The organism is Candidatus Binatia bacterium (genome assembly GCA_029243485.1).
Classification (GTDB): domain Bacteria; phylum Desulfobacterota; class Binatia; order UBA12015; family UBA12015; genus VGTG01.
The window spans coordinates 35,523-56,694 of sequence record JAQWRY010000062.1 but is presented as its reverse complement, the minus strand read 5'-3'; the positions used below and the strand labels follow the sequence as shown (position 1 = coordinate 56,694).

Below are 21,172 nucleotides of genomic sequence, written 5' to 3'. Positions count from 1 at the left end.
ATCCGGTCCGTGCGTGACAGTCTCTGTCTCTATGGACTACGAGCTCAGTCCTCGCGAGCGTGCGTGGCGGGAAGAGGTGCGGGGGTTCATCTCGGCACACGTCGACGACGCGCTGGCCGACGAGACGAGAGCCCGGGGCAACGAAGGCCGTGGCCCGCTCGCGCTCGCGTTTCTCGAGGCACTCAAGGCGCGCGGTTGGTGGGGGCTCGCATGGCCCCAGGAGTACGGTGGTCTGGGGAAGTCCGCGATCGAGCAGTGGATCTTCATCGACGAGATCGAGTCCGCCGGGGCTCCGATGCTGCCCCTCACGGTCACGTCGGTCGCGCCGACGATCATGAGGATCGGGAACGAGGACCAGAAGCAGGACTGGCTGCCGAGGATCCAGGACGGCGAGATCGAGTTTGCTCTCGGCTACTCCGAGGCCGAGGCGGGCACCGACCTTGCGTCGCTTCGCACGCAGGCCGTCCTCGACGGGGACGAATGGGTCGTGAGCGGGGCCAAGATGTGGAACACGATGGCGCACCACGCCACCCACAACTGGCTCGCCGTCCGCACGGAGCCCGACGCGCGCAAACACAAGGGCATCTCGATGATGATCGTGCCCATGGATGCCCCCGGAGTGAGCGTCCAGCCAATCTGGGTATGGCCGGGGCTTCGGACGAACGCCGTCTTCTTCGACGACGTCCGCGTGCCCCGCAGCTACCTCATCGGCGAGCGGGGCATGGGGTTCTACTACGCGGCGATGGCGCTCAATTTCGAGCGCCTCTCGATCGGTTCGATCGGGATGGCCCGCTGTCATTTTCGAGCGCTCGTCGACGAGGTCCGCACGCGTGTGGTCGATGGTCGTCCGCTCCGTGAAGTTCCGTGGGTACGAGAGCGACTCGCGCGGCTGCAGGTCGAGATCGATGCGGCGGGCATGTTGGGGCTCCAGACCGCATGGGCACAGGATCAGGGCGGGGTTCCGGCGGCGGAATCTTCGATGGCGAAGATCCAGGTGTCGGAGCTGAGCCAGCGCATCGCTGACGAGGGGTGTGAGATCCTCGGTTTGAATGGACAGCTCCATGCAGATGACGAACGCGCGCTCGCGGGCGGCCGGATGCAGTGGCTCTATCGGCTATCTCCGATGCTTGCGTTTGGCGGTGGGACCAACGAGGTCCAGCGCGACATAATCGGATTCATGGGCCTCGGGCTGCCGCGGAAGTAGATCATGCGGCCGACTGCGACACCCGAGCAGGAAGAGCTTCGCTTCGCCGTGCGCGATTTCTGCGCACGCGAAGTCACCCCGGATCGATTGCAGACGTGGGAGACGACGGCTGACGGTGCGGATCCGGCCTTGCGCGCCGCGGTCGCCGCGCTCGGATGGCTGGGGCTCGGAGCGCCCGTCTCCGCGGGGGGGAGCGGGGCTTCGCTCACCGATGTCGCGCTGCTGGTGGCGGAGTGCGCCCGCGGGCTCGTGCCGCGATCTGTTCTGGGCGTCATCCGCGGCGTCGTGGTGCTCGCGTCCGTCGCCCCGGGGAGCGCGGTTCTGCCGGAGCTTCTCGCGGGCCGCAAGAGGCTGGCGATCGCGTTCGACGAAGAGGGGGCTCGCCGTCCGGAGTCGTTTGAGACGAAGATCGAGTCCACGCCGACCGGAGACGTCGTGCGGGGCGCGAAGGCGTACGTCCCGGATGCAAAGGCCGCGGAGTTTCACCTGGTCGCGGGGCAGGGGCCCGACGGAGCCGCCCTTGTCCTTGTCGACGCGGGAGCCGGTCACGTGCGCCTCCAGGAGTTGAAGACGTTCGGCGGAGATCGCCAGGCGCACGTCGACTACGACGGCGCTACAGTACGCGAGGCGCTCGGGGGTGGAGCCGCGCTGTTCTTGCGGGTGCAGCGCACGCAGGAGGCGTTGGCGCTCGCGGAGATGGTCGGCGGGATGGAAGCCGTGCTCGACGCGACGGTCGACTACGCCAAGGAGCGTGAGCAGTTCGGGCAGAAGATCGCGTTGTTTCAGGCGGTCCGTCATCAGCTCGCCGACATGTCGATCCGACTATCCGCGTCGCGCCATCTGGCGTGGCGGGCGATCACGCGGGTCGATGCTGGTAAGCTTGAAGGGCACGAGGTCGAGAGTGCTCTTGCCTATGTGGGGCGGTCCTTTCGCGAGTTGTGTGTGGGCGGGCATCACATCCACGGTGGCGCCGGCTTCGTCGTCGAGCATCCCCTGCGATTCCATAGTGAGCGCGCGCAGAGCCTTGCGGTTCGCTACGCTCCCGAGGCGCCTGCGTTGGAAGCGGTCGCGCGCGCGCTCCTCGATTGAGCGCGAGAGGGGGAGCGGAAGCCTCAATGGCGGCGACGGGAAAAGAGGCGGGGCGGAATCGGGGGAAGAAGGCCGCGTCCGGGGGCAAGACGGACGTCGCCGCGGTGGCGGAGCCGACCGCGAAGCGCGTAACGAAACGGCGGTCTGCGTCGAAGTCTGCGCCGAAGCCGAAGCCGAAGCCTGGATCGAGATCGAAGCCCGCGCCTGCACCGAAGCGTGCAGCCAGGTCGAAGTCCGCGCTGAAGCCGAAGCCTATACCGAGATCGAAGGTCGTGCCGACGCTGAAGTCTGCGTCCAAGCTGAAGCCCGCGCCGAAGCCGAAGCCCGGGGCCAAGTCTGCGCCGAAGCGGAGGTCGAAGCCCCCGCCGAAGCTGAAGTCTGCGCCGAAGCCGAAGCCGAAGCCCGCGCCGAAGCGGAAGCCGAAGCCGAAGCCCGCGCCGAAGCGGAGGTCCAAGCCCGCGCCGAAGCCGAAGCCCGCGCCGAAGCCGAAGCCCGCGCCGAAGCTGAAGCCCGCGCCGAAGCTGAAGCCCGCGCCGAAGCCGAAGTCTGCGCCGAAGCGGAGGCCGAAGCCCGCGCCGAAGCCCAAGCCCGCGCCGAAGCCCAAGCCCGCGCCGAAGCCGACGTCCTCACCCGGTGCGAAGAACGCGGTGACGGAGTTGGGCGCGAGACCGAAGCGTGCGAGGAAGCGGGAGTCGTCACCGAAACCCGAGGCGGGACGGAGGCCCTGCGGGGGCGCGAAGGCTGCATCCGCGAGTTCCGCCAAGAAGAGCCCGGGGGGCGCGCGGTCGTCAGTGCGCCCGGCGGAGTTCCGCAGCCGTCTCGACTCGCTCGAGGAGATGCTGAACGACGTTGCGCGCGAGACCGGTGCGGATGAGCAGGGGGCCGTGGAGGACGAGGGCCCCGTGGTGCGCGCGGCCGAGAGCCTCCTGGACGTGTACGCGCGACTTGGTCGGACGCTGGAGCAGGGGTCGGTTGCGAGTGCGCTCGAGGAGCTCGGGTCGAGGGACAGCGGCGATCTCGACGACTTCGGCTACGACGCCAACTTTGACCACGCCCTGCGCCCGTTGCTCCGCTTCCTGTACCGGAGTTGGTGGCGGGTCGAGACGGCCGGTCTCGAGAACGTCCCGACGAACGGGCCCGTGATCCTGGTCGCGAACTATTCCGGAACCCTTTTTGCCTATGATGGCGCGATGCTGCGCTTCGCCGTGGCAGAGGACCACGGCGCACGCCGCTCGGTGCGGCCGTTGCTCGACCAGGGGGTGTACGATCTGCCGGTTCTTGGGGACGTGATGGCTCGCTGCGGGGGCGTGCGGGCATCGGATGAGAACGGGGAGTCGCTGCTCGCGCGCGATGCAGTCGTCGCGTATTTTCCGGAGGGCGGAGGGGGCCTCGGTCGGCCGTTCCGGCGTCGGTACGAACTCGACTCCTTCGGAGATGGCGGCTTCGTGCGCGCCGCGTTGCGTTCGGGCGCACCGGTCGTGCCGGTGGCGATCGTAGGCGCGGAAGAGACGCATCCGGTCCTTGGAAGGCTCGATTGGGTGGCCCGGAAGATTGGGATGCCGGTCGTGCCGGTCACGCCGACGTTCCCGTGGCTCGGTCTGGGAGGCCTGCTGCCTCTGCCGAGTCGATGGCGGATCGAGTTCGGTACGCCTATGGCTGATTTCGCGGAACTCGGCCCCCAGGCCGCAGGCGACGGCGTGCAGGTGACCCGGCTCACCGAGCGCACGCGCAGTCGTGTCGCGTCCCTGGTCCAGGGCGCCGTCGACCGTCGCGGGCGCGCGTTTTTCTGACCGACGCCTACCCCGAACGCACGAAGGGCCGCGTGTTTCCACGCGGCCCCTCGGTTTGGGTCCGGGTCGGTTTTGGGTCGCCCTAAAAGGAGTACCCGAGTTCGACGGCGACGGTGTTCTGTCCGCGCCACGCACCGGTCTGGCCGGCGGCATTCGTCGCGGTGAAGATCGGCTGCGGCGAACCGTCGTAGCGATATTCCGACCTGATGTAGACGTGCTCCGAGAGCATCGCCTTGAGGTCGCCGGTGACCGCCCAGACGGTCGCGCCGATCGGGTTGCCGGCGGCGTTGGTCGTGCCGAGTCGCACGCCCTGTTGGTCCTGGAACCACTCGCCGCGTGTGGCGACGGTGAAGCAATCCAGGAAGTCGTACCAAACGGTGCCTGTGGCTCCGAGCCACTGCGCATGGCGTCCGGGGTTGACCAGGCTCGCCTCATCCTCGGAAGCCCACAGGAAGTTGATCGAGGTGTGCAGGTCTTCGACGGGGTCCACGTTGAGGACGACGTCTACGAGGCCGCGCATGTTCGAGTCACAGCCCTGTCCCTGCAAGGTGGGCAGGACGCCGGGGTTGGGTCGACAGGTCTGCTCGGGCCCGAAGCTACCGCTCACCTTGAGGTTCGCGTATTCGCTCGGGTCGATCATGATCTCCCCGATCGCTGCGGGCGCGGAGTTGTTGTCGAACACGTTGTCCCAGCCGATCACGCCACCCGCCGTGAGGGACACCATATCGGTGACCGGGTAGGTCGCGTAGCCGCCGGTGTGGGTGTACGGCGCGGCCCACGTGAACAGGTACGAGCGGGAGTACGTGGGGTTGGCCCACGGCTCGATGGCTTCGTTGCCGTTCAGCGTGACGAACTTACCGCCCTTGAGGGTGAGGCCGTTCCCGATGGGAACGTTGTAAACGGCGAAGGCCTGCTGAAGCGCAGCCGATTTGTTCTCCCACCATGTGTCCGGGACGACACCGGATCCGTTCCAGTCGGACTTTTCTCGGCGCGCCAAGCGTCCTGCATCGAACACGATCTGGCCGCCGAAGTCGCCGGGCTCCGGCTCGGCCCGGTAGCCGAGCGAAAGCTGGAACAGGTCGACGAAGTATCGACTGTGGGTCGTGTTGAATCGGAACGGAACCTTGTAGTTCGAGGGCTCGTTGAAGTCCCATTGGAACGACGTGGACAGCCCCGAGCTGATCTTCAGGTCGCGGTTGGGCTTGGCCCACCACGCGACGATGTCGTCGAACGTCGTGTCCAGATAGCCCAACGGGGGCACGACGCAGCACGGCTCCTCGGGAGGAGGTGCCTCTGCCGGAGGCGCTATGACCTCTTCACCGACGATGATCTCCTCGGCCACGATCTCATCCGCATGCGCGACACCCGTAAAGGCACCAAGCACTATTGCGGCCAGCGCGGCCGCCAACTTCCCCGCTCGCGTCGACATAACTCCTCCTCTTCCTCAGCCCATTCGGGTCCACGTCCGCTCGCGTGCGGGTGCCCGAAGAAGTCGACCAGAATTTCCCAGTTGGGTTAGCACTTTATAGGGATGATGCAAAGGAAATGGGCTTGTTTCGGGGGTTTCGGGATGGTGGGTGATTAGGGGGGAAACCCCGTAAGCCGCTGACGGTTGGAGCCTTTTGCGCGGGCTTGCTACGGCGAGGCTGATCTCCCGAGCCACAGACGTGCGTTCAGACGAAAGCCACCGCGGTCGGCTGCCGAAATTCTCGGCAGCCTGCCTCCGAGGGGCCCGGGCCGGGCTCGCTTTGTGCCTGTTCTTCGGGGCGACCTCCATGGCCGCTGAACCGCCTGCCGGCGGGGCGCGCCGAGTCGTCTCGCTCGCGCCGTCCGTGACCGAGACGATCTTCGCCCTTGGCGCCGAGGACCGGCTAGTAGCCGTCTCCAGCTACTGCGATTTCCCGCCGGCGGCCCGGGCACTCCCGCGGGTCGGCTCCTATCTGCAGCCGAACGTGGAGGCGATCCTAGGCGTGGAACCGGATGTCGTGATCGGCGTGCCGACTCCGGGCAACCGGGCCGCGGTGGATCATCTCCGGCGGCTGGGAGTGGAGGTCGTCGTGGTCTCCGAAGACACCGTCCCCGACGCGTTTGCCTCCATGCGGACCGTCGGCCGGTGGTTGGGGAAACCCGAGCAGGCGGAAGCCCTGGTTGCGGACGTGCAGGGGCAACTCGCGGCCGTGCGCGGCGCGGCGGCTGCCGAACCCCGACGCCGGGTTCTCTTCGTCGTCGGGCATGATCCGCTCGTGGTCGCCGGGGGCGCGCTGTTCTTGAACGAGCTCATCGAGGTGGCGGGCGGAGAAAACGTGGGCGCGATCGGCGGGGGGACGTGGCCGCGTCTATCGCTCGAGACGGTGGTCGCCGCGGCGCCCGAAGTGATCATAGACGGTGCGATGGGTACCGAGGCCGGCCCGGGTGGGGACGCGGGCTTGCTGCGATGGTGGGAGCCCTATCGCTCGGTGCCCGCGGTCCGGGACCGGCGGGTCCGAGCGCAGCGCTCCAATGCGCTCCTTCGGCCGGGCCCGAGGCTGGGCGTCGCCGCGCGAGAGCTGTTCGAGTTGGTACACGGGAAGTCCGTACCGACGCCGACGCCGACGCCGGATGCGCCGTGATGCAGATTACGGTGCGGAGCGCGTTGTTATTGCATCTCGGTGGCGCCGCGCTTCTCCTGGTCGCTGCTTTGTTCGGTCTCGCGGTCGGGCCGGTCGACATCGACCCGCTGGCCGCGTGGTCGGCGCCGGTGGATGATCCCGCGCACGTGATCTTGTTCGGTGCGCGTCTCCCACGTGTGTTGCTCGCCGCGCTCGTCGGTGGCGCTCTGGGGCTCGGCGGCGCTGGGTTGCAGGCGCTGTTGCACAACCCGCTGGCGTGCCCGCACATCCTCGGGATCTCGGGCGGTGCCGCGTTGTTCGGCATCCTTGCGATGATCGTGGCTCCACTGCCGGCGATTGCGGCTCTAGGGCTCGGGAGTGAAACCGCGCTTGCGCTCGTGCCGGTCGCAGCGTTCGTCGGTGCGCTCGGGACGGCAGCACTGGTGCGCGCGGTGGCGTCGGCGAGTGGTCGGGTGACGCCCCATACCTTGCTCTTGACGGGGGTCGTGTTCAACGCGTTCGCGGCGGCGTTGATCACGTTCATCAACAGCATGGCCGACTTCTATCGCGCGCATGGCATCCTGGCGTGGGTCGTCGGGACGCTCGTCGTCCGCGGCGATGCCTGGACATGGGCAGCCGCCGGCACGTTGGTCGCCGGACTCGTACTGCTCGCTGCGAGCGCACGAGATCTGAACGCGATGGCGCTGGGCGAAGAGGGGGCGGTGAGTCTGGGCGTGGACGTCGGGCGGGCCCGTCGTCGCGTCTATCTCGCCGTGGCACTTCTCGTCGCCGGTGCCGTCCCGGTGTCGGGTATGATCGGTTTTGTCGGCCTGATCGTTCCACACGCCGTACGGCTGGTCGTGGGCAGCGATCAGCGTCGTGTGCTGCCGGCGTCGCTCTGGGGTGGTGCGGTGTTCCTCGTGCTTGCCGACACCGCGGCGCGCACGGCGATGGGGCCGACGGAACTTCCTGTCGGGGTGGTGACCGCGCTCTGTGGTGGTCCGTTCTTTCTCTACATGCTGCGTCGGCAGGGGCGGCGGGAGTTGGCGGTCTGATGCGTATCGAGGCGCGCGGCGTCGCGGTGCGTTACGGGGCGCGCGAGGCGATCTCGGACGTCGACCTGACTGTGGCGCCCGGCGAGGTCCTCGGGATCATCGGTCCGAATGGTTCGGGGAAGTCCACGCTCGTTCGCGCGCTCGGTGGGCTGCGCGCGCCCGACCGTGGGCAAGTTTTGTTGGACGGCCGCGATCTCCATCAGGTCGGGCGTCGTGAGCGGGGGAGGGCGATCGCTCTCGTTCCGCAGGAGACGCACGTCTCGTTTCCCCTCCTCGTTCGTGAACTCGTTCTCCTCGGGCGTTCGCCGCATACCGGGGCCTTCGGATGGGAGACCGCGCACGACCTCGCCATCGCGCGCGAAGCGATGGAGCGCACGGACGTGTCATCTCTCGCGGATCGACCCATCGATGAGCTCTCCGGCGGGGAGCGTCAGCGGGCGGTTCTGGCGCGGGCGCTCGCACAGGAGCCGCGCGTCCTGTTGCTCGACGAGCCGACGACCTATCTCGACCTGCGGCATACGGTGCTTCTACTCGACCTCGTGCGAAACCTCTGTGCCGAGCGCGAACTCACGGTGGTGCTCGTGCTGCACGACCTCAATCTCGCCGGAATGTACTGCGACCGGCTGGCCCTTCTCTCGGCGGGCCGCCTCCACTCGTACGGCGCACCCCCGTCGGTCCTACGATACGCCGATTTGTGTGAGGTCTACGGCACGGACCTTTACGTGGCACCGAACGATGTCACCGGGCAGATCGTCGTTCTACCCCTGCCGGGGTGGTTGCAGGCCCCCGGCGGGCCGCCCGGCGGGCCTCGGCGCGGCTGATCCCCCGTGGATTCGGGGGTTTTTCCGCTCCGGAGGGCGTTGCGGGACCCCGGCGCGCGTTGACTCGACGCGAAGGCCGGTGGTAGCTACATTCGATTCTGAATTTGGAGTTTTTGTGAACTTTGACCTAGCCAATGTATTAGTTTTCCTGCTTCTGGGGGCGATCACCGCGGCCCTCATGATGGGGCTCGGGTTCCTCCTTCGTCCGGACAATCCGGAGCGGCGAAAGCTCACCACGTACGAGTGCGGCGAGCCCCCTTCGGGCAGTGCGTGGATCAACTTCAACATTCGTTTCTACCTCATTGCGTTGATCTTCGTGATCTTCGACGTCGAGGTGGCGTTCGTCTATCCGGTCGCGACCGCGTTCCGACAATTCGTGTTGGACGGCAACGGCCTCGTCGCGTTTCTCGAGTTGTTCGTCTTCATCACGATCCTCTTCGTGGGTTTGATCTACGTGTGGGTGAAGCAGGATCTCGAATGGCTCAAGAAGGTCGTCGAACCCGGCTGACTCGGCCACGGGTGCGGGGAGAGAGTTCTCGATGTCTTTGATCAACACGATTCCGGAGACCGTCGTCACGAGCAAAATCGACGACGTCCTCAACTGGACCCGAAAATCTTCGGTTTGGTACATGCTGTTCGGACTCGCGTGCTGCGCCATCGAGATGATGCAGGCCGGCGGGCCGCGTTCCGACCTGGACCGGTTTGGTGCCGTCCCCCGGGCAACGCCGCGCGTCTCCGACCTCATTATCGTGTCGGGCACGCTCACGCTGAAGATGGCTTTGCGCACCAAGCTGCTTTACGAGCAGATGCCCGATCCGAAGTACGCGATCTCCATGGGCAGCTGTGCGAACTGCGGGGGGCTCTTCCAGCTCGCCTACTCCGTGTGCGACGGCGTCGACAAAGTCATTCCGGTCGACGTGTACGTCCCTGGTTGCCCGCCTCGCCCCGAGGCGCTGACCGAGGGCCTCCTGAAGCTCCAGGACAAGATCCAGCAAGAGCGCTGGCTCGTCCGTGCGCCCGAGAGCGCGGCGGTCTGAAGCGGTAATGGACGCAACAGAGATCCACCGCCGTCTCCGGGAAAGACACGGCAACTCGGTCCTCCCGGAAGTGGCCGAGGCCGAGTGGGCGATCGTCGAGGTGCTTCCCGCCGCGGTCGCCGAGGCCTGCCGGCATCTCAAGGAAGATCCCGAGATTGCCTTCGACTGCCTGTCGAATCTGACGGCCGTCGACCGCAAGGCCGACGACCTGATCGACGTCTACTACCACTTGTACAGCTACGAGCACCGCCACAAGCTGACGCTCAAGGCGTCCTGCCCGCGGCTCGATCCCGTTCTGCCGACCGTCTCTACGGTGTGGCCCATCGGCGATTGGCTCGAGCGTGAAGCCTTCGATCTGATGGGTGTGAACTTCATCGGTCACGGCGATCTGCGCCGCCTTCTCATGCCCGAGGACTGGGTCGGCCATCCCCTTCGCAAGGACTTCGTCGAGCCAGAGGAATACCACGGCATCTCGACGCGCCGAGAGAGCTTGCTGAAGCTATGAGCACGACCTCAATCGAAATTGGTCTCGAGCGCGAGACGGCCGCCGGTCTCGAAACGGAGGAGATGACCCTCAACATGGGTCCGCAGCATCCCTCCACCCACGGCGTGCTGCGTTTCGTCGTGAAGGCGGACGGCGAGATCATGCGCCGCGCCATTCCCGACATCGGTTACCTGCACCGCTCGATCGAGAAGATCTCAGAAAAGGTCGGCTACCACGGCTTCATGCCGTACACCGATCGCGTCGATTACGTCTCGGCGATGCAGTGCAACCAGGGCTGGGCGATCGCCTGTGAGACTCTGGCTGGGATCGAAGTGCCGCGACGCGGTGAGTACTGCCGCGTGATCGCGTGCGAGTTCGGCCGTATCGCGAGCCACCTGATCTCGGTCGGCGCGACCGCCATGGACATCGGGGCGATGACGCCGTTCACCCACGCGCTTCGCGAACGCGAGAAGATCAACGACATTCTCGAAGAGTTGTGTGGTGCCCGTCTCACGTTCAACTACATGCGCATCGGCGGATGTGCGTGGGACCTCCCGCCCGGCTTCATCAAGCGCGCCACCGCCTTCCTCGATGCGTTCGAGCCGCTCATCGACGAATACAACGAGCTGATCTCGTTCAACAAGATCTACACCGAGCGGATGGGCCGCGTCGCTCCGGTCTCGCGCGAGATGGCGATCGCCTACAACCTCGTCGGCCCGAACCTGCGCGGTTCGGGCGTGAAGTACGACGTCCGCAAGGATGAGCCGTACTCCTGCTATCCGGAGTTCGACTTCGACGTGCCGGTCGGTCAGGGCAAGATGGGCATCGTCGGCGACTGCTGGGATCGCTACATGGTGCGCATGGACGAGATGAAGGAGAGCTGCAAGATCCTTCGTCAGGCGCTCGGCGGCATTCCCGAAGGTCCCGTCGTTGCGAAGGTCGCACGCACGTTCAAGCCGCCTGCCGGCGAGACGTACGTTCGCGTCGAAGGTTCGCGCGGTGACATGGGGTGGTTCGTCGTCAGCGACGGCACCGCGTTCCCGGCACGGACCCACATCCGAACTGGTTCGTACGCTGCGATGGCCATCGTTGAAGAACTCAGCAAGGGCCTCATGATCGCGGATCTCATCGCGGTCATCGCGAGCCTCGACATCGTGGCTCCGGAGGTGGACCGGTAATGCAAAAGCTCGCCGACAGCATGCTCGACGGCGGCATCTTCACCGGGATGCCGACCGAGCTCGGCTACGTGCTGATCGTCGCGTTCTTCGCCTTCGTTTTGCTGAACTTCATCATGCTGGTCGCCGGAGTCACGAGTTGGCTCGAGCGTCGCGTGTGGGGACGAATCCAGTCCCGCATCGGACCGAACCGCGTGGGCCCGCAGGGCAGCATTCAGTGGCTCGCCGATGGCCTCAAGAACATCATGAAGGAAGACATCATTCCGGAGGAAGCGGACGCGCCGTTGTTCAAGGCGGCGCCGTACCTCGCGATGATGGGCTTCTTCGCGACCTTCGCCGTCATCCCCTTCGGGGACGGCCTCGTGGCCGCCGATCTCGACGTCGGACTCCTCTACATCACCGCGGTGACCGCACTGGTCGTCGTCGGCGTGTTGATGGCCGGCTGGGCATCGAACAACAAGTGGGCGCTGCTCGGCGGGATCCGCTCCGCGGCGCAGATCATCAGCTACGAGATTCCCGCGGGGCTCGCCGTGATTACGGTGGTGCTCTTCACCGGGTCGCTCAGCATGCAGTCGATCATCCGGGCGCAGGGCTGGGAGCCGTGGAATTGGTTCTTGTTCGACAACCCATTCCTGTTCATCGGGTTCTTCCTCTTCTTCGTGTCGGCACTCGCCGAAGGGAACCGGACGCCGTTCGATCTTCCCGAGGCCGAGTCGGAGCTCGTCGCCGGCGCGTTCACCGAGTACAGCGGACTGCGCAATCTCCTCTTCTTCCTGGTGGAGTGGGGCAACCTCTACGTCATCGGGGCGCTGTGCGCGACGATGTTCCTCGGTGGCTGGCAGATCCCGCCGGTCACGGACAATCCGGTTCTGGTCGGGCTCCTGCAGTTCGCGACGTTCTTCCTCAAGTCGTACTTCATCGTATTCGTCGCGATGTGGGTCCGGGGCACGCTGCCGCGCGTCCGCGTCGATCAGCTCATGACGCTCTGCTGGAAGTACCTTACGCCGATCGGGTTCGTGAATCTGCTCGGCGCAATGATCTGGTTCGTGATTTTCCCCCACGGCTTCCTTCCCGTGCGGATCCTGATGTTCGCTTTGGGGGTCGGCGTAATGCTGTATTTCCTCTCTCGGGTCATGTTCCACCTGCGTCGGGCCAAGCCTGAGATGCACCTGAGTCCGCTCGCGTGAGGCAGTAGGAAAATGGGCTACTTCGGAAACATCAAAGACACGATCACCACCATCTTCGAGGGGATGGCGATTACGGCGTCGCACTTCGTGCGCAAGCCGTTCACCATTCAGTACCCGGACCGGCTCGACATTCGGCTCCAGGACGCCTTGCCGTTCCGCTACCGCGGGCTGCTCGACGTCGACCTGGAGATCTGCACCGGTTGTCTCGCTTGCGAACGCGCCTGTCCGATCGACTGCATCGTCATCGATGCCGACAAGAACAAGCAGACGAAGGAAATGACGCTCAAGCGCTTCGACATCGATCTGGCGAAGTGCATGTACTGCGGACTGTGTTCGGAGCCGTGCCCGACGGGCTCGATTCATCACACGACGGAGTTCGAAGGGGCGGACTACTCTCTCGAGAGTCTGATTCGCCGATACGTCAAAGCGCCGATCCCCGCGTACAAGCCGGTCAAGGGACCCGAGACGGATCCCGAGGTCGCACCGATTCTTACGCGTGGGCTCAAGTATCTGGAAGAGTTTGCAACCCCCGGCAGCTCGAAATGACGGGCCTCATCGCTCGCCGTTCGTTGCTCGGGGCCGCCGTGGTGGTGCTCTGAAGTGGTCTACGCCGCACTATTCTATTTGATTGCCGGGCTGACCGTGGGCTGTGCCCTCGGTGTCGCGCTGTCGCGCAACGTCGTGTACTCGGCGTTCGCATTGATGGGCGCTCTCCTGGGGACCGCGGGGATGTACGCATTTCTCTCTGCCGACTTCCTCGCCGTCGTTCAGATCCTTGTCTACGTCGGCGGGATCCTGGTCCTGACGCTCTTTGCGATCATGCTCACGCATCAGATCGCGGAGGTGGAAGTGTCGAACCGCTCCGTCGGGAGGATCCCCGCCGCTCTGGTCGTCGGCATCGTCGCTTTCGGGATGTTCACGGCGGCTTTCCGGGCGCCCTGGAAGTTGGTCGATCCCGGTGACCCCACGCCGAGTACATACGCGATCGGGGAGCTCTTCCTCGGCCCCTATCTCCTGCCGTTCGAACTGGCGTCGGTCGTGCTGTTGACCGCACTCGTCGGGGCGATCGTTCTCTCCCGGAAGGAAATTCGCGACTGATGCTCGACATCGGCCTGCATCATTTCCTGACGGTCAGCATTCTGGTCTTCATCGCGGGGCTCTTCACGGTTCTCACGCGGCGCAACGCGATCGGCGTCCTCATGGGCGTCGAGCTGATCCTGAATTCCGCCAACATCAACTACATCGCGTTCTCGCGCTTCGGCGGGAGCGGGTACGACGGACAGATTTTCACCATCTTCGCGATCATGCTCGCGGCCGCAGAGGCTGCGATCGGGCTTGCGATCGTTCTCGGTATCTATCGGAAGTTCGAGACGATCGACGTCGAAGCGACCGACACGCTCAGGGGCTGAGGGAAGCTGCCAGTGTCTCATCCTACTGAAGTAGATTACCTGCGCTGGATCATCCTGTTGCCGCTCATCGGAGCGACGATCAACGGGCTGTTCGGCTTTCACATTCAAAAGCGCCTGGGCCGCGGAGCGGTCATCGGGATAGCCTGCGCGCCGGTTGCGCTCGCCTTCATCCTCGCGGTGACCGCGTTCCTGCAACTCGTCGGGATGGAGCCGGACCAACGCTTCCTCTTGGACGACATGTCCGAGTGGATCCACGTCGGGCACCTGAAGGTGAACTTGGCGTGGTGGGCGGATCCGCTCTCGAGCACGTTGCTGCTGGTGGTCACCGGGATCGGCGGGCTGATCCACATGTACTCGGCCGGCTACATGGACGACGAGCCGAGCATCTGGCGCTACTTCGCCTACTTGAACCTCTTCACCGCGGCGATGCTCACGCTCGTTCTCGGTGACAGCCTGCTCACGCTGTTCGTCGGCTGGGAAGGCGTCGGGCTCTGCTCCTACGCGCTGATCGGCTTCTATTACAAGGTCAACGCGAACGCGACGGCGGGTTCGAAGGCGTTCATTGTAAACCGCATCGGCGACTTCGGCTTCGTGCTGGGGATGTTCGCGCTCTACTGGTGTCTGGACCAGACGGGGCAGGGCACGCTCGTCGTGCGGGAGATCGCCGAGCGCGTGCACCTGCTCGATGGCCAGATGATCTTCGGGCTCGGCGCGGCCACCTTCATCACGTTGGCGCTCTTTGTGGGCGCCGCCGGCAAGTCGGCGCAGATTCCGCTGTACGTCTGGCTGCCCGACGCGATGGCCGGCCCCACGCCGGTGTCGGCTCTGATCCACGCCGCAACGATGGTCACAGCGGGCGTCTACCTGATCGCCCGACTCAACTTCTTGTTCGACATGGCGCCAGCGACGCTCGGCGTGATCGCTTTCATCGGTACGGCGACCGCGTTCGTCGCGGCGACGATCGGTGTCGCGCAGTGGGACATCAAGAAGGTTCTCGCTTACTCGACGGTCTCGCAGCTGGGATTCATGTTCATCGCGATGGGTGTGGGGTCGTATTCGGCCGGCATCTTCCACCTCTTCACGCACGCGTTCTTCAAGGCCTGTTTGTTCCTCGGCTCGGGCAGCATCATCCACGCCCTGCATCACGAGCAGGACATGCGGAACATGGGTGGCCTGAAGAAGTACATGCCGATCACGTACTGGACGTTCCTGGTCTCGACCTTGGCCATTTCCGGCATTCCGCCGTTCGCCGGCTTCTTCTCTAAGGATGAAATTCTCTGGAAGGCCTGGTCGAGCCCGCACGGGTCCGGCTTGATCTGGCTCTTCGGCAGCATCGCGGCGGGCTTTACTGCGTTTTACATGTTCCGGCAGGTCTTCCTGACGTTCCACGGGGAGTACCGCGGCCCGGGGCATGCGGGTGAAGACGACCAGGGTCACGCGGCCGACGACGGCCATGGCGACCACGGGCACCACGAGCCGCACGAGTCTTCGCTCGTCATGACGATCCCACTGATGGTTCTCGGAGCGGGCGCGGTTCTGACCGGTTTCCTGAACGTCCCCGGGGCCCTCGGCGGTCATCACATCTTCGACAACTGGCTCGCGCCGGTCATGTCCGCGGGAGGCCACGGCGCTGCCGCGGCGGCCGCACACGGCGCACAGGGAATCGTCGCCGAGGTCGCGGCCGACGTCGAGCACGTGGCCCACAGCGTCGCGCACGATCCGTTCGAGTACATCCTGATGGGTGTCTCGGTTCTGATCGCGATGGGCGGGATCCTGCTCGCCTGGCTGATCTACATCAAGAAGGCCATCGCGCCGGAGCGCTTCAGCGACATCCTGGCGGGCGTGCCGTACAAGCTGATCTACAACAAGTATTACGTAGATGAACTCTACGAAGCGACGGTCATTCGCGGGACGCTGGCCATTTCGGGCCTGCTCTCGAACTTCGACCGAATCATCATCGACGGGCTCGTGAACGGAGTCGCTGCGGTTACACGCACCATCGCCACGGTGGAGGCTGCCTTCGACACGTATGTCGTCGACGGGGCGGTGAACGCGGTGGGCAGCGTGACCTCGTGGGCGGGCAACCGTGTCCGCACGATCCAGACGGGACACATCTACTCCTACCTCTACGTGATCGTAATCGGCGTGGCGGTGGTGCTCTTCGTTCAGCTGATCTGAAGGGCGAGGGGCGTTCGAGAACAAATGAGGGGAACATGCTGACCTGGATGATCTTTACGCCGCTGATCGGAGCGGCCTTGATCCTGCTGATGCCTAAGAAGGCGGAGGCGGCGATCAAGTGGGTTGCGCTCGGCGCGACCGTTCCGCCGTTGATCATGGCCTTCCAGCTCTTTGGAAGCTTCGATCGTACGACGCCCGACATGCAGCTCGTGCAGCGGGTGGCGTGGATTCCGGCCTTCAACATCGAGTACTACGTCGGTGTCGACGGGATCTCGATCACGATGATCCTGTTGACCGCGCTGCTCTCGACGATCTGCATCGTCGCTTCGTGGAACATCGACAAGGCGGTCAAGGCCTACTTCCCGCTCTTCCTGCTCCTCGACACGGCGATGATGGGCGTTTTCTGTGCGCTCGACTTCTTCCTGTTCTTCGTTTTCTGGGAAGTGATGCTCCTGCCGATGTACTTCCTGATCGGTATTTGGGGCGGGCCGCGGCGCGAGTACGCCGCGATCAAGTTCTTCCTCTATACGATGGTCGGCAGTGTCTTGATGCTGGTCGCGATGCTGGCGTTGTACTTCTACAACGACCCGCACACGTTCGACATGCTCGAGCTCGCCCGCCGAGCACCGACGTACTCGGACAACTTCCAACGCTTCGCTTGGATCGCGTTGTTCATCGGGTTCGCGATCAAAATCCCGGCGTTCCCGTTCCATACCTGGTTGCCCGACGCGCACGTCGAGGCGCCGACCGCGATCTCGGTCATCCTGGCCGGCGTCCTGCTCAAGATGGGGGCTTACGGAATCCTGCGGATCAACTACGCGATTCTGCCGGTCGGCACGTTGGAGTTCGCGTACTACTTCCTCGTGGTGTTGGGGGTCGTCAACATCATCTATGGCGCCCTCTGCGCGATGGCGCAGACCGACTACAAGAAGCTGATCGCGTACTCGTCGATCAGCCACATGGGCTACGTCATGTTCGGAATGGCGACGTTCACGCAGCAGGGCATCGACGGCGCCGTCCTTCAGATGTTCAACCACGGAACGGTCACCGCGATGTTGTTCCTTCTGGTCGGTGTCATCTACGACCGGGCGCACCATCGTGAGATCAACGGCTTCGGCGGGCTCGCCAGCATCATGCCGTTCTACACCGGCTGGACGGCCTTCGCGTTCTTCGCCGCCATGGGCCTGCCAGGGCTCTCGGCGTTCATTTCCGAGGTTCTGGTTCTCCTCGGCGGCTGGCGCTACTACCCGGTGCTCACGGTGATCTCGGCCGCTGCGGTCGTTCTGACCGCGGGCTACATGCTCTGGACCATGCAGCGCATCTACCTCGGTCCGGCGAACGAGAAGTACCTGGACCTGCCCGACATCAACATGCGCGAAGTCGGCATGCTGGTGCCGCTCGCGATCATCGTGATCATCCTGGGCGTCTACCCGAAGCCGGTTCTCAGTCTGATCGATGTTTCGCTCACGCACCTCAATGAGACCGTGCTCTCCGCCGGCCAAGGGCCGGTCGCATCCGCGACCGGTATCCTGAGCGCGCGGTAGGGAAGGGGCGGGCGCTTGGACCTCGCAAATTTCGCGAGCCTCTCCCACAGCTTGCCGGCGCTGCTCTTGGCGTTTTCGGTGGTGGCTGTGTTCCTTCTCGACCTGGTGATCGAGAAGAAGGAGTGGCTCGGCGACATCGCTTTGTTGGTTGTGGCGGCGGCGATCTTTCTCGTCGTCATGCAGCTGTCCTCGGAGACGGGGACGCTCTTCCACAAGTCCATCGTTCTCGACGAGTTCGGACTCTACTTCCAGCTCCTCGTTCTACTGTCTTCGTTCGCGACGATCTGGATGTCGCTCGGTTCGCGTGAAGTACGACGCCTGAACCAGGGGGAGTACTGGGCGATCCTGCTGGCGGCGACGCTGGGCATGGCGTACATGGCGTCCGCCAACAACCTGCTGATGGCGTACCTCTCGCTCGAGTTCGTGAGTCTCACGTCCTACGTGCTCGCGGGGTACTCGCTGCACAGCCGGCGTTCGGGCGAGGCGTCGCTCAAGTACCTCATCTACGGTGGTGTGGCTTCGGGCGCGATGATCTACGGCATGAGCTGGATCTATGGGCTCGCGGGTAGCCTCGAGTTCCACGCGATCCAGCAGGCGCTCGCAGGACTCGACGCTTCCGGGCAGCTTGCTCTGTACGTCGCGCTGATCCTCACGGTGGCGGGCCTGGGCTTCAAGATCTCCGCTTTCCCGTTCCACATGTGGGCACCCGACGTCTATCAGGGCGCTCCGGTTCCCGTCGCCGCGTTCCTTGCCGTTGGCTCCAAGACGGCGGCCTTCGCGTTGATGATTCGCTTCTTCCTGACCGCGCTCGCGCAGCCCGGTGGCGGCGGCACGTATGAGATCGTCGGCGGAGTCAGGTGGGATCACCTTCTTCTGGTGCTCTCGGCGCTCACGATGACATACGGAAACCTCGCCGCGCTGAATCAGCAGGCGAACGTGAAGCGACTCCTCGCGTACTCGGGCATTGCTCACGCGGGCTATGCGCTCATGGGCCTCGTCGTTCTGACGGACGATGGCCTGCGGGCAATGATCTTCTATCTGACCGTCTACTACCTCATGAACATCGGGGCCTTCCTCGTGGTGATGATGGTGGCGAACTCGACGGGCCGCGAAGATCTCGCGAGCTTCCGGGGCCTCGCGTGGCGGGGCGGTGCCTTGCCGGCCATCGCGATGGCGGTCTTCATGTTCTCGCTGACGGGGCTTCCGCCGCTCGCCGGCTTCATCGGCAAATTCCATCTCTTCGCGGCCGTCGTGAAGGAGGAGTTCTACATCCTGGCGCTCATTGGCGTTGCGAATAGTGTGGTCTCGCTCTTTTACTACGCGAAGATCGTGCGGACGATGTTCCTCGACCAGCCCGAAGGGGGCGAGGGCGTCGTCGAGGTCGACATGCACAACGGGCTTCTGCTCGGACTGTTGACGATCGGGACGATCGTGCTCGGGCTCTTCTGGGGACCGCTCTTCGATTTCGCTGACCGGTCGGCCCGACTGTTCGTCGGCTGAGTCTGAGGGGTCGGGCTTGTGGCGGTGGGCACGATCTACGTGGTCGCAACGCCCATCGGGAATCTCGAGGACATCACCCGTCGGGCCGAGCGCATTCTCGGTGAGGTCGATGTCGTTGCGGCCGAGGACACGCGGCGAACGCGGGTGCTCCTTCAGCACCTGGGCTTGTCGAAGCCGCTCGTCTCCTACTATGACGCGATCGAGGCCACTCGCGCGCCGGAGTTGATCGAGCGCGCTCTCGCAGGCGAGTCGATCGCGTTGGTCAGCGACGCGGGTACGCCGCTTCTTTCGGACCCGGGCTTTCGCCTGGTCGGGGAGGCGCATGCGGCGGGGGTTCGGGTGATCCCAATTCCCGGTCCGTCGGCGCCGCTCGCTCTACTGTCATGCGCGGGGTTGCCCGCGGGGCGCTTCACGTTCCTGGGATTTCTGCCCGCGAAGACGCAGGCTCGCCGGAAGTTCGCGGCTGAGTACTCGGATCACCGGGACACGCTTGTGCTCTTCGAGACGGCGCGACGTCTTCCGGCTGCCTTGCAAGATCTCGCCGAGGTTCTCGGGCCGCGTGACGCAGTCATCGGACGAGAGCTGACGAAGAAGTTCGAGGAACTCGTCCGGGGGACGCTGGAGGAACTCGCTGCCCGGTATGCCGGTGCCGACGACGCGGAGCGGGTGCGGGGCGAGCTGGTGTTGGCCATCGCCGGCGCGCCGGATCCGCGCACCGAAGTAGGCGGCGTGGACGATCCCATCGTCGGTGAACGGCTCCGTGCCCGGTTCGCGGAAGGGGAATCGGCCTCCCGCGCGGCGCGCGCGGTGGCCCTGGAGCTGGGACTCCCCAGGCGGGACGTCTATCGCCGCGCGATCGAGGAGTCGGAGACCGATTGACCGCCGGGGATCGCGTCCTTACTGTCTGCGTTGTGGACGACCACGACGGCAAGTACGCAATCGGCCAGGTTGTGCGACATCGGATTTACCCCTTTCGCGGCGTGATCTTCGATGTCGACCCCATCTTCAACCACACAGAAGAGTGGTGGGAGTCGATTCCCGAAGATGTGCGCCCCCACAAGGAGCAGCCCTACTACCACCTGCTCGCCGAAAATGAGACGAGCTACTACGTCGCGTATGTCTCTCAGCAGAACCTGCTCGCCGACGACACGGGCGAGCCGATCGGCCACCCGCAAGTGTGTGAGCTGTTCGGTGAGTTGAGCGGCGGCTTCTACGAGATCCGCCTACCGAAGACGATGCACTGAGGGGTCTTCGGACGGCGACTCAGCCGCCCGGGGCGGCGGTCTCCTTTTTCGTGTACCCGGCCGGGATCGAGAAGGCATCCGGATCGACTTCGGCTTGCTGGAGATCTTCGAAGTAGGTCTCGGACACGACCTTCCCACCCTCGGTGCGACGCGTGCGAAGCGGAAACCCGTCGACGCGGTCCAGCAACTCGAAGGGCTGCGCGGCTCCCGGGACCGCACCCGCGAGGGACTCGGTCATCTTGCTCTGGAAAGCACCGAGTTTCTTCAGAACCTTGATGTCGTTCGGGCCGATCGCGACGGTGTCCCAGGCGGCGACGCAGACGTCTCCCTTGGGCGTGCCGCCGCGGCTGAGCGTGTAGACGGTGCACACGGTCTCACCGATGGTCTCGGTCTTTGCGGTGGACTTGGCCTCGAGCGGCACGGCGTTCTTTTTCGCACCCGGGTTCGGGAACGGCATGGCCCCGCTCTTCATCAGCTTTTCCATCATGGCGCGCTGCTCGGGAGGCATCTTCGCAAGCTGCGCCTCCATCATCTTTTGGGCCTCCGCCATCTTCGCGCCGAGTTGGGCGGCGAACTCCTTGTCGATCTCGACGTAGGAGTTCTCTGCGTGACGATAGACCCGCAGAACTTCGGTGTTGGCGTCGAAGACGATCGATGTCGCGCCCTGGCCGCTCGGGGGCGCGGCGGTATCAATGCGCAGTTGGTTCCCGTCGGCGCGCAGGCGACTCGAGTCGGGTGTCCCGGCGGAGCCGACGGTTCGGGTCTTCACGTCGATTCCCGCGGACCCACTCGTCGGAAAGAGGAGGGCGACCAGCAGAAGGGGCAGCCACGAAAAGGCTCGGATCATCATGAGTCATAGCCTGGCTC

22 protein-coding genes are annotated in these 21,172 nt (G+C 64.9%); 20 read left to right on the top strand and 2 right to left on the bottom strand.

Translation table 11 applies throughout. From position 1 onward, the window contains the following. Positions 1 to 31: 31 nt before the first annotated feature. Genes P8R42_17280 through P8R42_17265 form a run of 4 tightly spaced genes read left to right on the top strand, consistent with a single transcriptional unit; the run spans position 32 to position 4,083 of the window. A complete protein-coding gene (locus tag P8R42_17280) occupies positions 32 to 1,204 on the top strand; it encodes an acyl-CoA dehydrogenase family protein (protein MDG2306365.1) in 1,173 nt (390 codons plus the stop codon). 3 nt (positions 1,205 to 1,207) lie between these two features. Then, on the top strand, positions 1,208 to 2,293 hold the full coding sequence (locus P8R42_17275) for an acyl-CoA dehydrogenase family protein (GenBank protein MDG2306364.1): 1,086 nt from the start codon (positions 1,208 to 1,210) through the stop codon (positions 2,291 to 2,293). Further along, the gene (locus P8R42_17270; protein MDG2306363.1) at positions 2,229 to 3,167 is read left to right on the top strand and encodes a hypothetical protein; all 939 of its coding nucleotides are present in this window, start codon (positions 2,229 to 2,231) and stop codon (positions 3,165 to 3,167) included. The genes P8R42_17275 and P8R42_17270 overlap by 65 nt, the downstream gene beginning before the upstream one ends. Continuing rightward, positions 3,130 to 4,083: a lysophospholipid acyltransferase family protein gene (locus tag P8R42_17265; GenBank protein MDG2306362.1), complete on the top strand. Its 954-nt coding sequence runs from the start codon at positions 3,130 to 3,132 to the stop codon at positions 4,081 to 4,083. Before P8R42_17270 ends, P8R42_17265 begins: the two co-directional genes overlap by 38 nt. Positions 4,084 to 4,165: 82 nt before the next feature. Here the strand turns inward: P8R42_17265 and P8R42_17260 are convergent, their stop codons facing one another. Next, a complete protein-coding gene (locus P8R42_17260) occupies positions 4,166 to 5,512 on the bottom strand; it encodes an outer membrane beta-barrel protein (protein MDG2306361.1) in 1,347 nt (448 codons plus the stop codon). Positions 5,513 to 5,858: 346 nt separating this feature from the next. On the opposite strand from P8R42_17260, the gene P8R42_17255 reads away from it, so the two are divergent. The 16 genes from P8R42_17255 (at position 5,859) to hspQ (ending at position 20,305) form a co-directional block, all read left to right on the top strand. Continuing rightward, positions 5,859 to 6,692 carry a helical backbone metal receptor gene (locus P8R42_17255; protein ID MDG2306360.1) on the top strand — a complete coding sequence of 278 codons (834 nt, stop codon included), beginning with the start codon at positions 5,859 to 5,861 and terminating at the stop codon, positions 6,690 to 6,692. Continuing rightward, on the top strand, positions 6,692 to 7,726 hold the full coding sequence (locus P8R42_17250) for an iron ABC transporter permease (protein MDG2306359.1): 1,035 nt from the start codon (positions 6,692 to 6,694) through the stop codon (positions 7,724 to 7,726). The genes P8R42_17255 and P8R42_17250 overlap by 1 nt, the downstream gene beginning before the upstream one ends. Then, on the top strand, positions 7,726 to 8,547 hold the full coding sequence (locus P8R42_17245; GenBank protein ID MDG2306358.1) for an ABC transporter ATP-binding protein: 822 nt from the start codon (positions 7,726 to 7,728) through the stop codon (positions 8,545 to 8,547). Before P8R42_17250 ends, P8R42_17245 begins: the two co-directional genes overlap by 1 nt. A 115-nt stretch (positions 8,548 to 8,662) precedes the next feature. Beyond that, the gene (gene ndhC, locus P8R42_17240) at positions 8,663 to 9,055 is read left to right on the top strand and encodes an NADH-quinone oxidoreductase subunit A (GenBank protein MDG2306357.1); all 393 of its coding nucleotides are present in this window, start codon (positions 8,663 to 8,665) and stop codon (positions 9,053 to 9,055) included. A gap of 31 nt (positions 9,056 to 9,086) precedes the next feature. Beyond that, a complete protein-coding gene (gene nuoB / locus P8R42_17235) occupies positions 9,087 to 9,584 on the top strand; it encodes an NADH-quinone oxidoreductase subunit NuoB (protein MDG2306356.1) in 498 nt (165 codons plus the stop codon). 7 nt (positions 9,585 to 9,591) lie between these two features. Continuing rightward, on the top strand, positions 9,592 to 10,089 hold the full coding sequence (locus tag P8R42_17230; protein ID MDG2306355.1) for an NADH-quinone oxidoreductase subunit C: 498 nt from the start codon (positions 9,592 to 9,594) through the stop codon (positions 10,087 to 10,089). Further along, positions 10,086 to 11,246: an NADH-quinone oxidoreductase subunit D gene (locus P8R42_17225; protein MDG2306354.1), complete on the top strand. Its 1,161-nt coding sequence runs from the start codon at positions 10,086 to 10,088 to the stop codon at positions 11,244 to 11,246. Before P8R42_17230 ends, P8R42_17225 begins: the two co-directional genes overlap by 4 nt. Then, entirely contained in the window at positions 11,246 to 12,430 is a 1,185-nt protein-coding gene (nuoH, locus tag P8R42_17220; protein MDG2306353.1) for an NADH-quinone oxidoreductase subunit NuoH, read from the top strand. The genes P8R42_17225 and nuoH overlap by 1 nt, the downstream gene beginning before the upstream one ends. Positions 12,431 to 12,442: 12 nt before the next feature. After that, positions 12,443 to 12,976: an NADH-quinone oxidoreductase subunit I gene (locus P8R42_17215; GenBank protein ID MDG2306352.1), complete on the top strand. Its 534-nt coding sequence runs from the start codon at positions 12,443 to 12,445 to the stop codon at positions 12,974 to 12,976. Between the two features lie 54 nt (positions 12,977 to 13,030). Next, complete coding sequence (locus P8R42_17210) at positions 13,031 to 13,528, top strand: NADH-quinone oxidoreductase subunit J (GenBank protein ID MDG2306351.1); 498 nt, start codon at positions 13,031 to 13,033, stop codon at positions 13,526 to 13,528. Then, the gene (nuoK, locus tag P8R42_17205) at positions 13,528 to 13,839 is read left to right on the top strand and encodes an NADH-quinone oxidoreductase subunit NuoK (protein ID MDG2306350.1); all 312 of its coding nucleotides are present in this window, start codon (positions 13,528 to 13,530) and stop codon (positions 13,837 to 13,839) included. The genes P8R42_17210 and nuoK overlap by 1 nt, the downstream gene beginning before the upstream one ends. Before the next feature lie 12 nt (positions 13,840 to 13,851). Next, positions 13,852 to 16,017 (top strand): NADH-quinone oxidoreductase subunit L, encoded by a 2,166-nt coding sequence (gene nuoL / locus P8R42_17200; protein ID MDG2306349.1) that lies wholly within the window; start codon positions 13,852 to 13,854, stop codon positions 16,015 to 16,017. 35 nt (positions 16,018 to 16,052) lie between these two features. Next, entirely contained in the window at positions 16,053 to 17,561 is a 1,509-nt protein-coding gene (locus P8R42_17195; GenBank protein ID MDG2306348.1) for an NADH-quinone oxidoreductase subunit M, read from the top strand. Positions 17,562 to 17,576: 15 nt separating this feature from the next. Continuing rightward, complete coding sequence (locus P8R42_17190; GenBank protein ID MDG2306347.1) at positions 17,577 to 19,061, top strand: NADH-quinone oxidoreductase subunit N; 1,485 nt, start codon at positions 17,577 to 17,579, stop codon at positions 19,059 to 19,061. A gap of 18 nt (positions 19,062 to 19,079) precedes the next feature. After that, positions 19,080 to 19,940, top strand: coding sequence for a 16S rRNA (cytidine(1402)-2'-O)-methyltransferase (gene rsmI / locus P8R42_17185; GenBank protein ID MDG2306346.1), 861 nt, complete (start codon positions 19,080 to 19,082; stop codon positions 19,938 to 19,940). 32 nt (positions 19,941 to 19,972) lie between these two features. Then, entirely contained in the window at positions 19,973 to 20,305 is a 333-nt protein-coding gene (hspQ, locus tag P8R42_17180) for a heat shock protein HspQ (GenBank protein MDG2306345.1), read from the top strand. Between the two features lie 19 nt (positions 20,306 to 20,324). Here hspQ and P8R42_17175 read toward each other — a convergent pair whose 3' ends face one another. Then, on the bottom strand, positions 20,325 to 21,155 hold the full coding sequence (locus P8R42_17175; protein ID MDG2306344.1) for a hypothetical protein: 831 nt from the start codon (positions 21,153 to 21,155) through the stop codon (positions 20,325 to 20,327). Positions 21,156 to 21,172 lie beyond the last annotated feature (17 nt).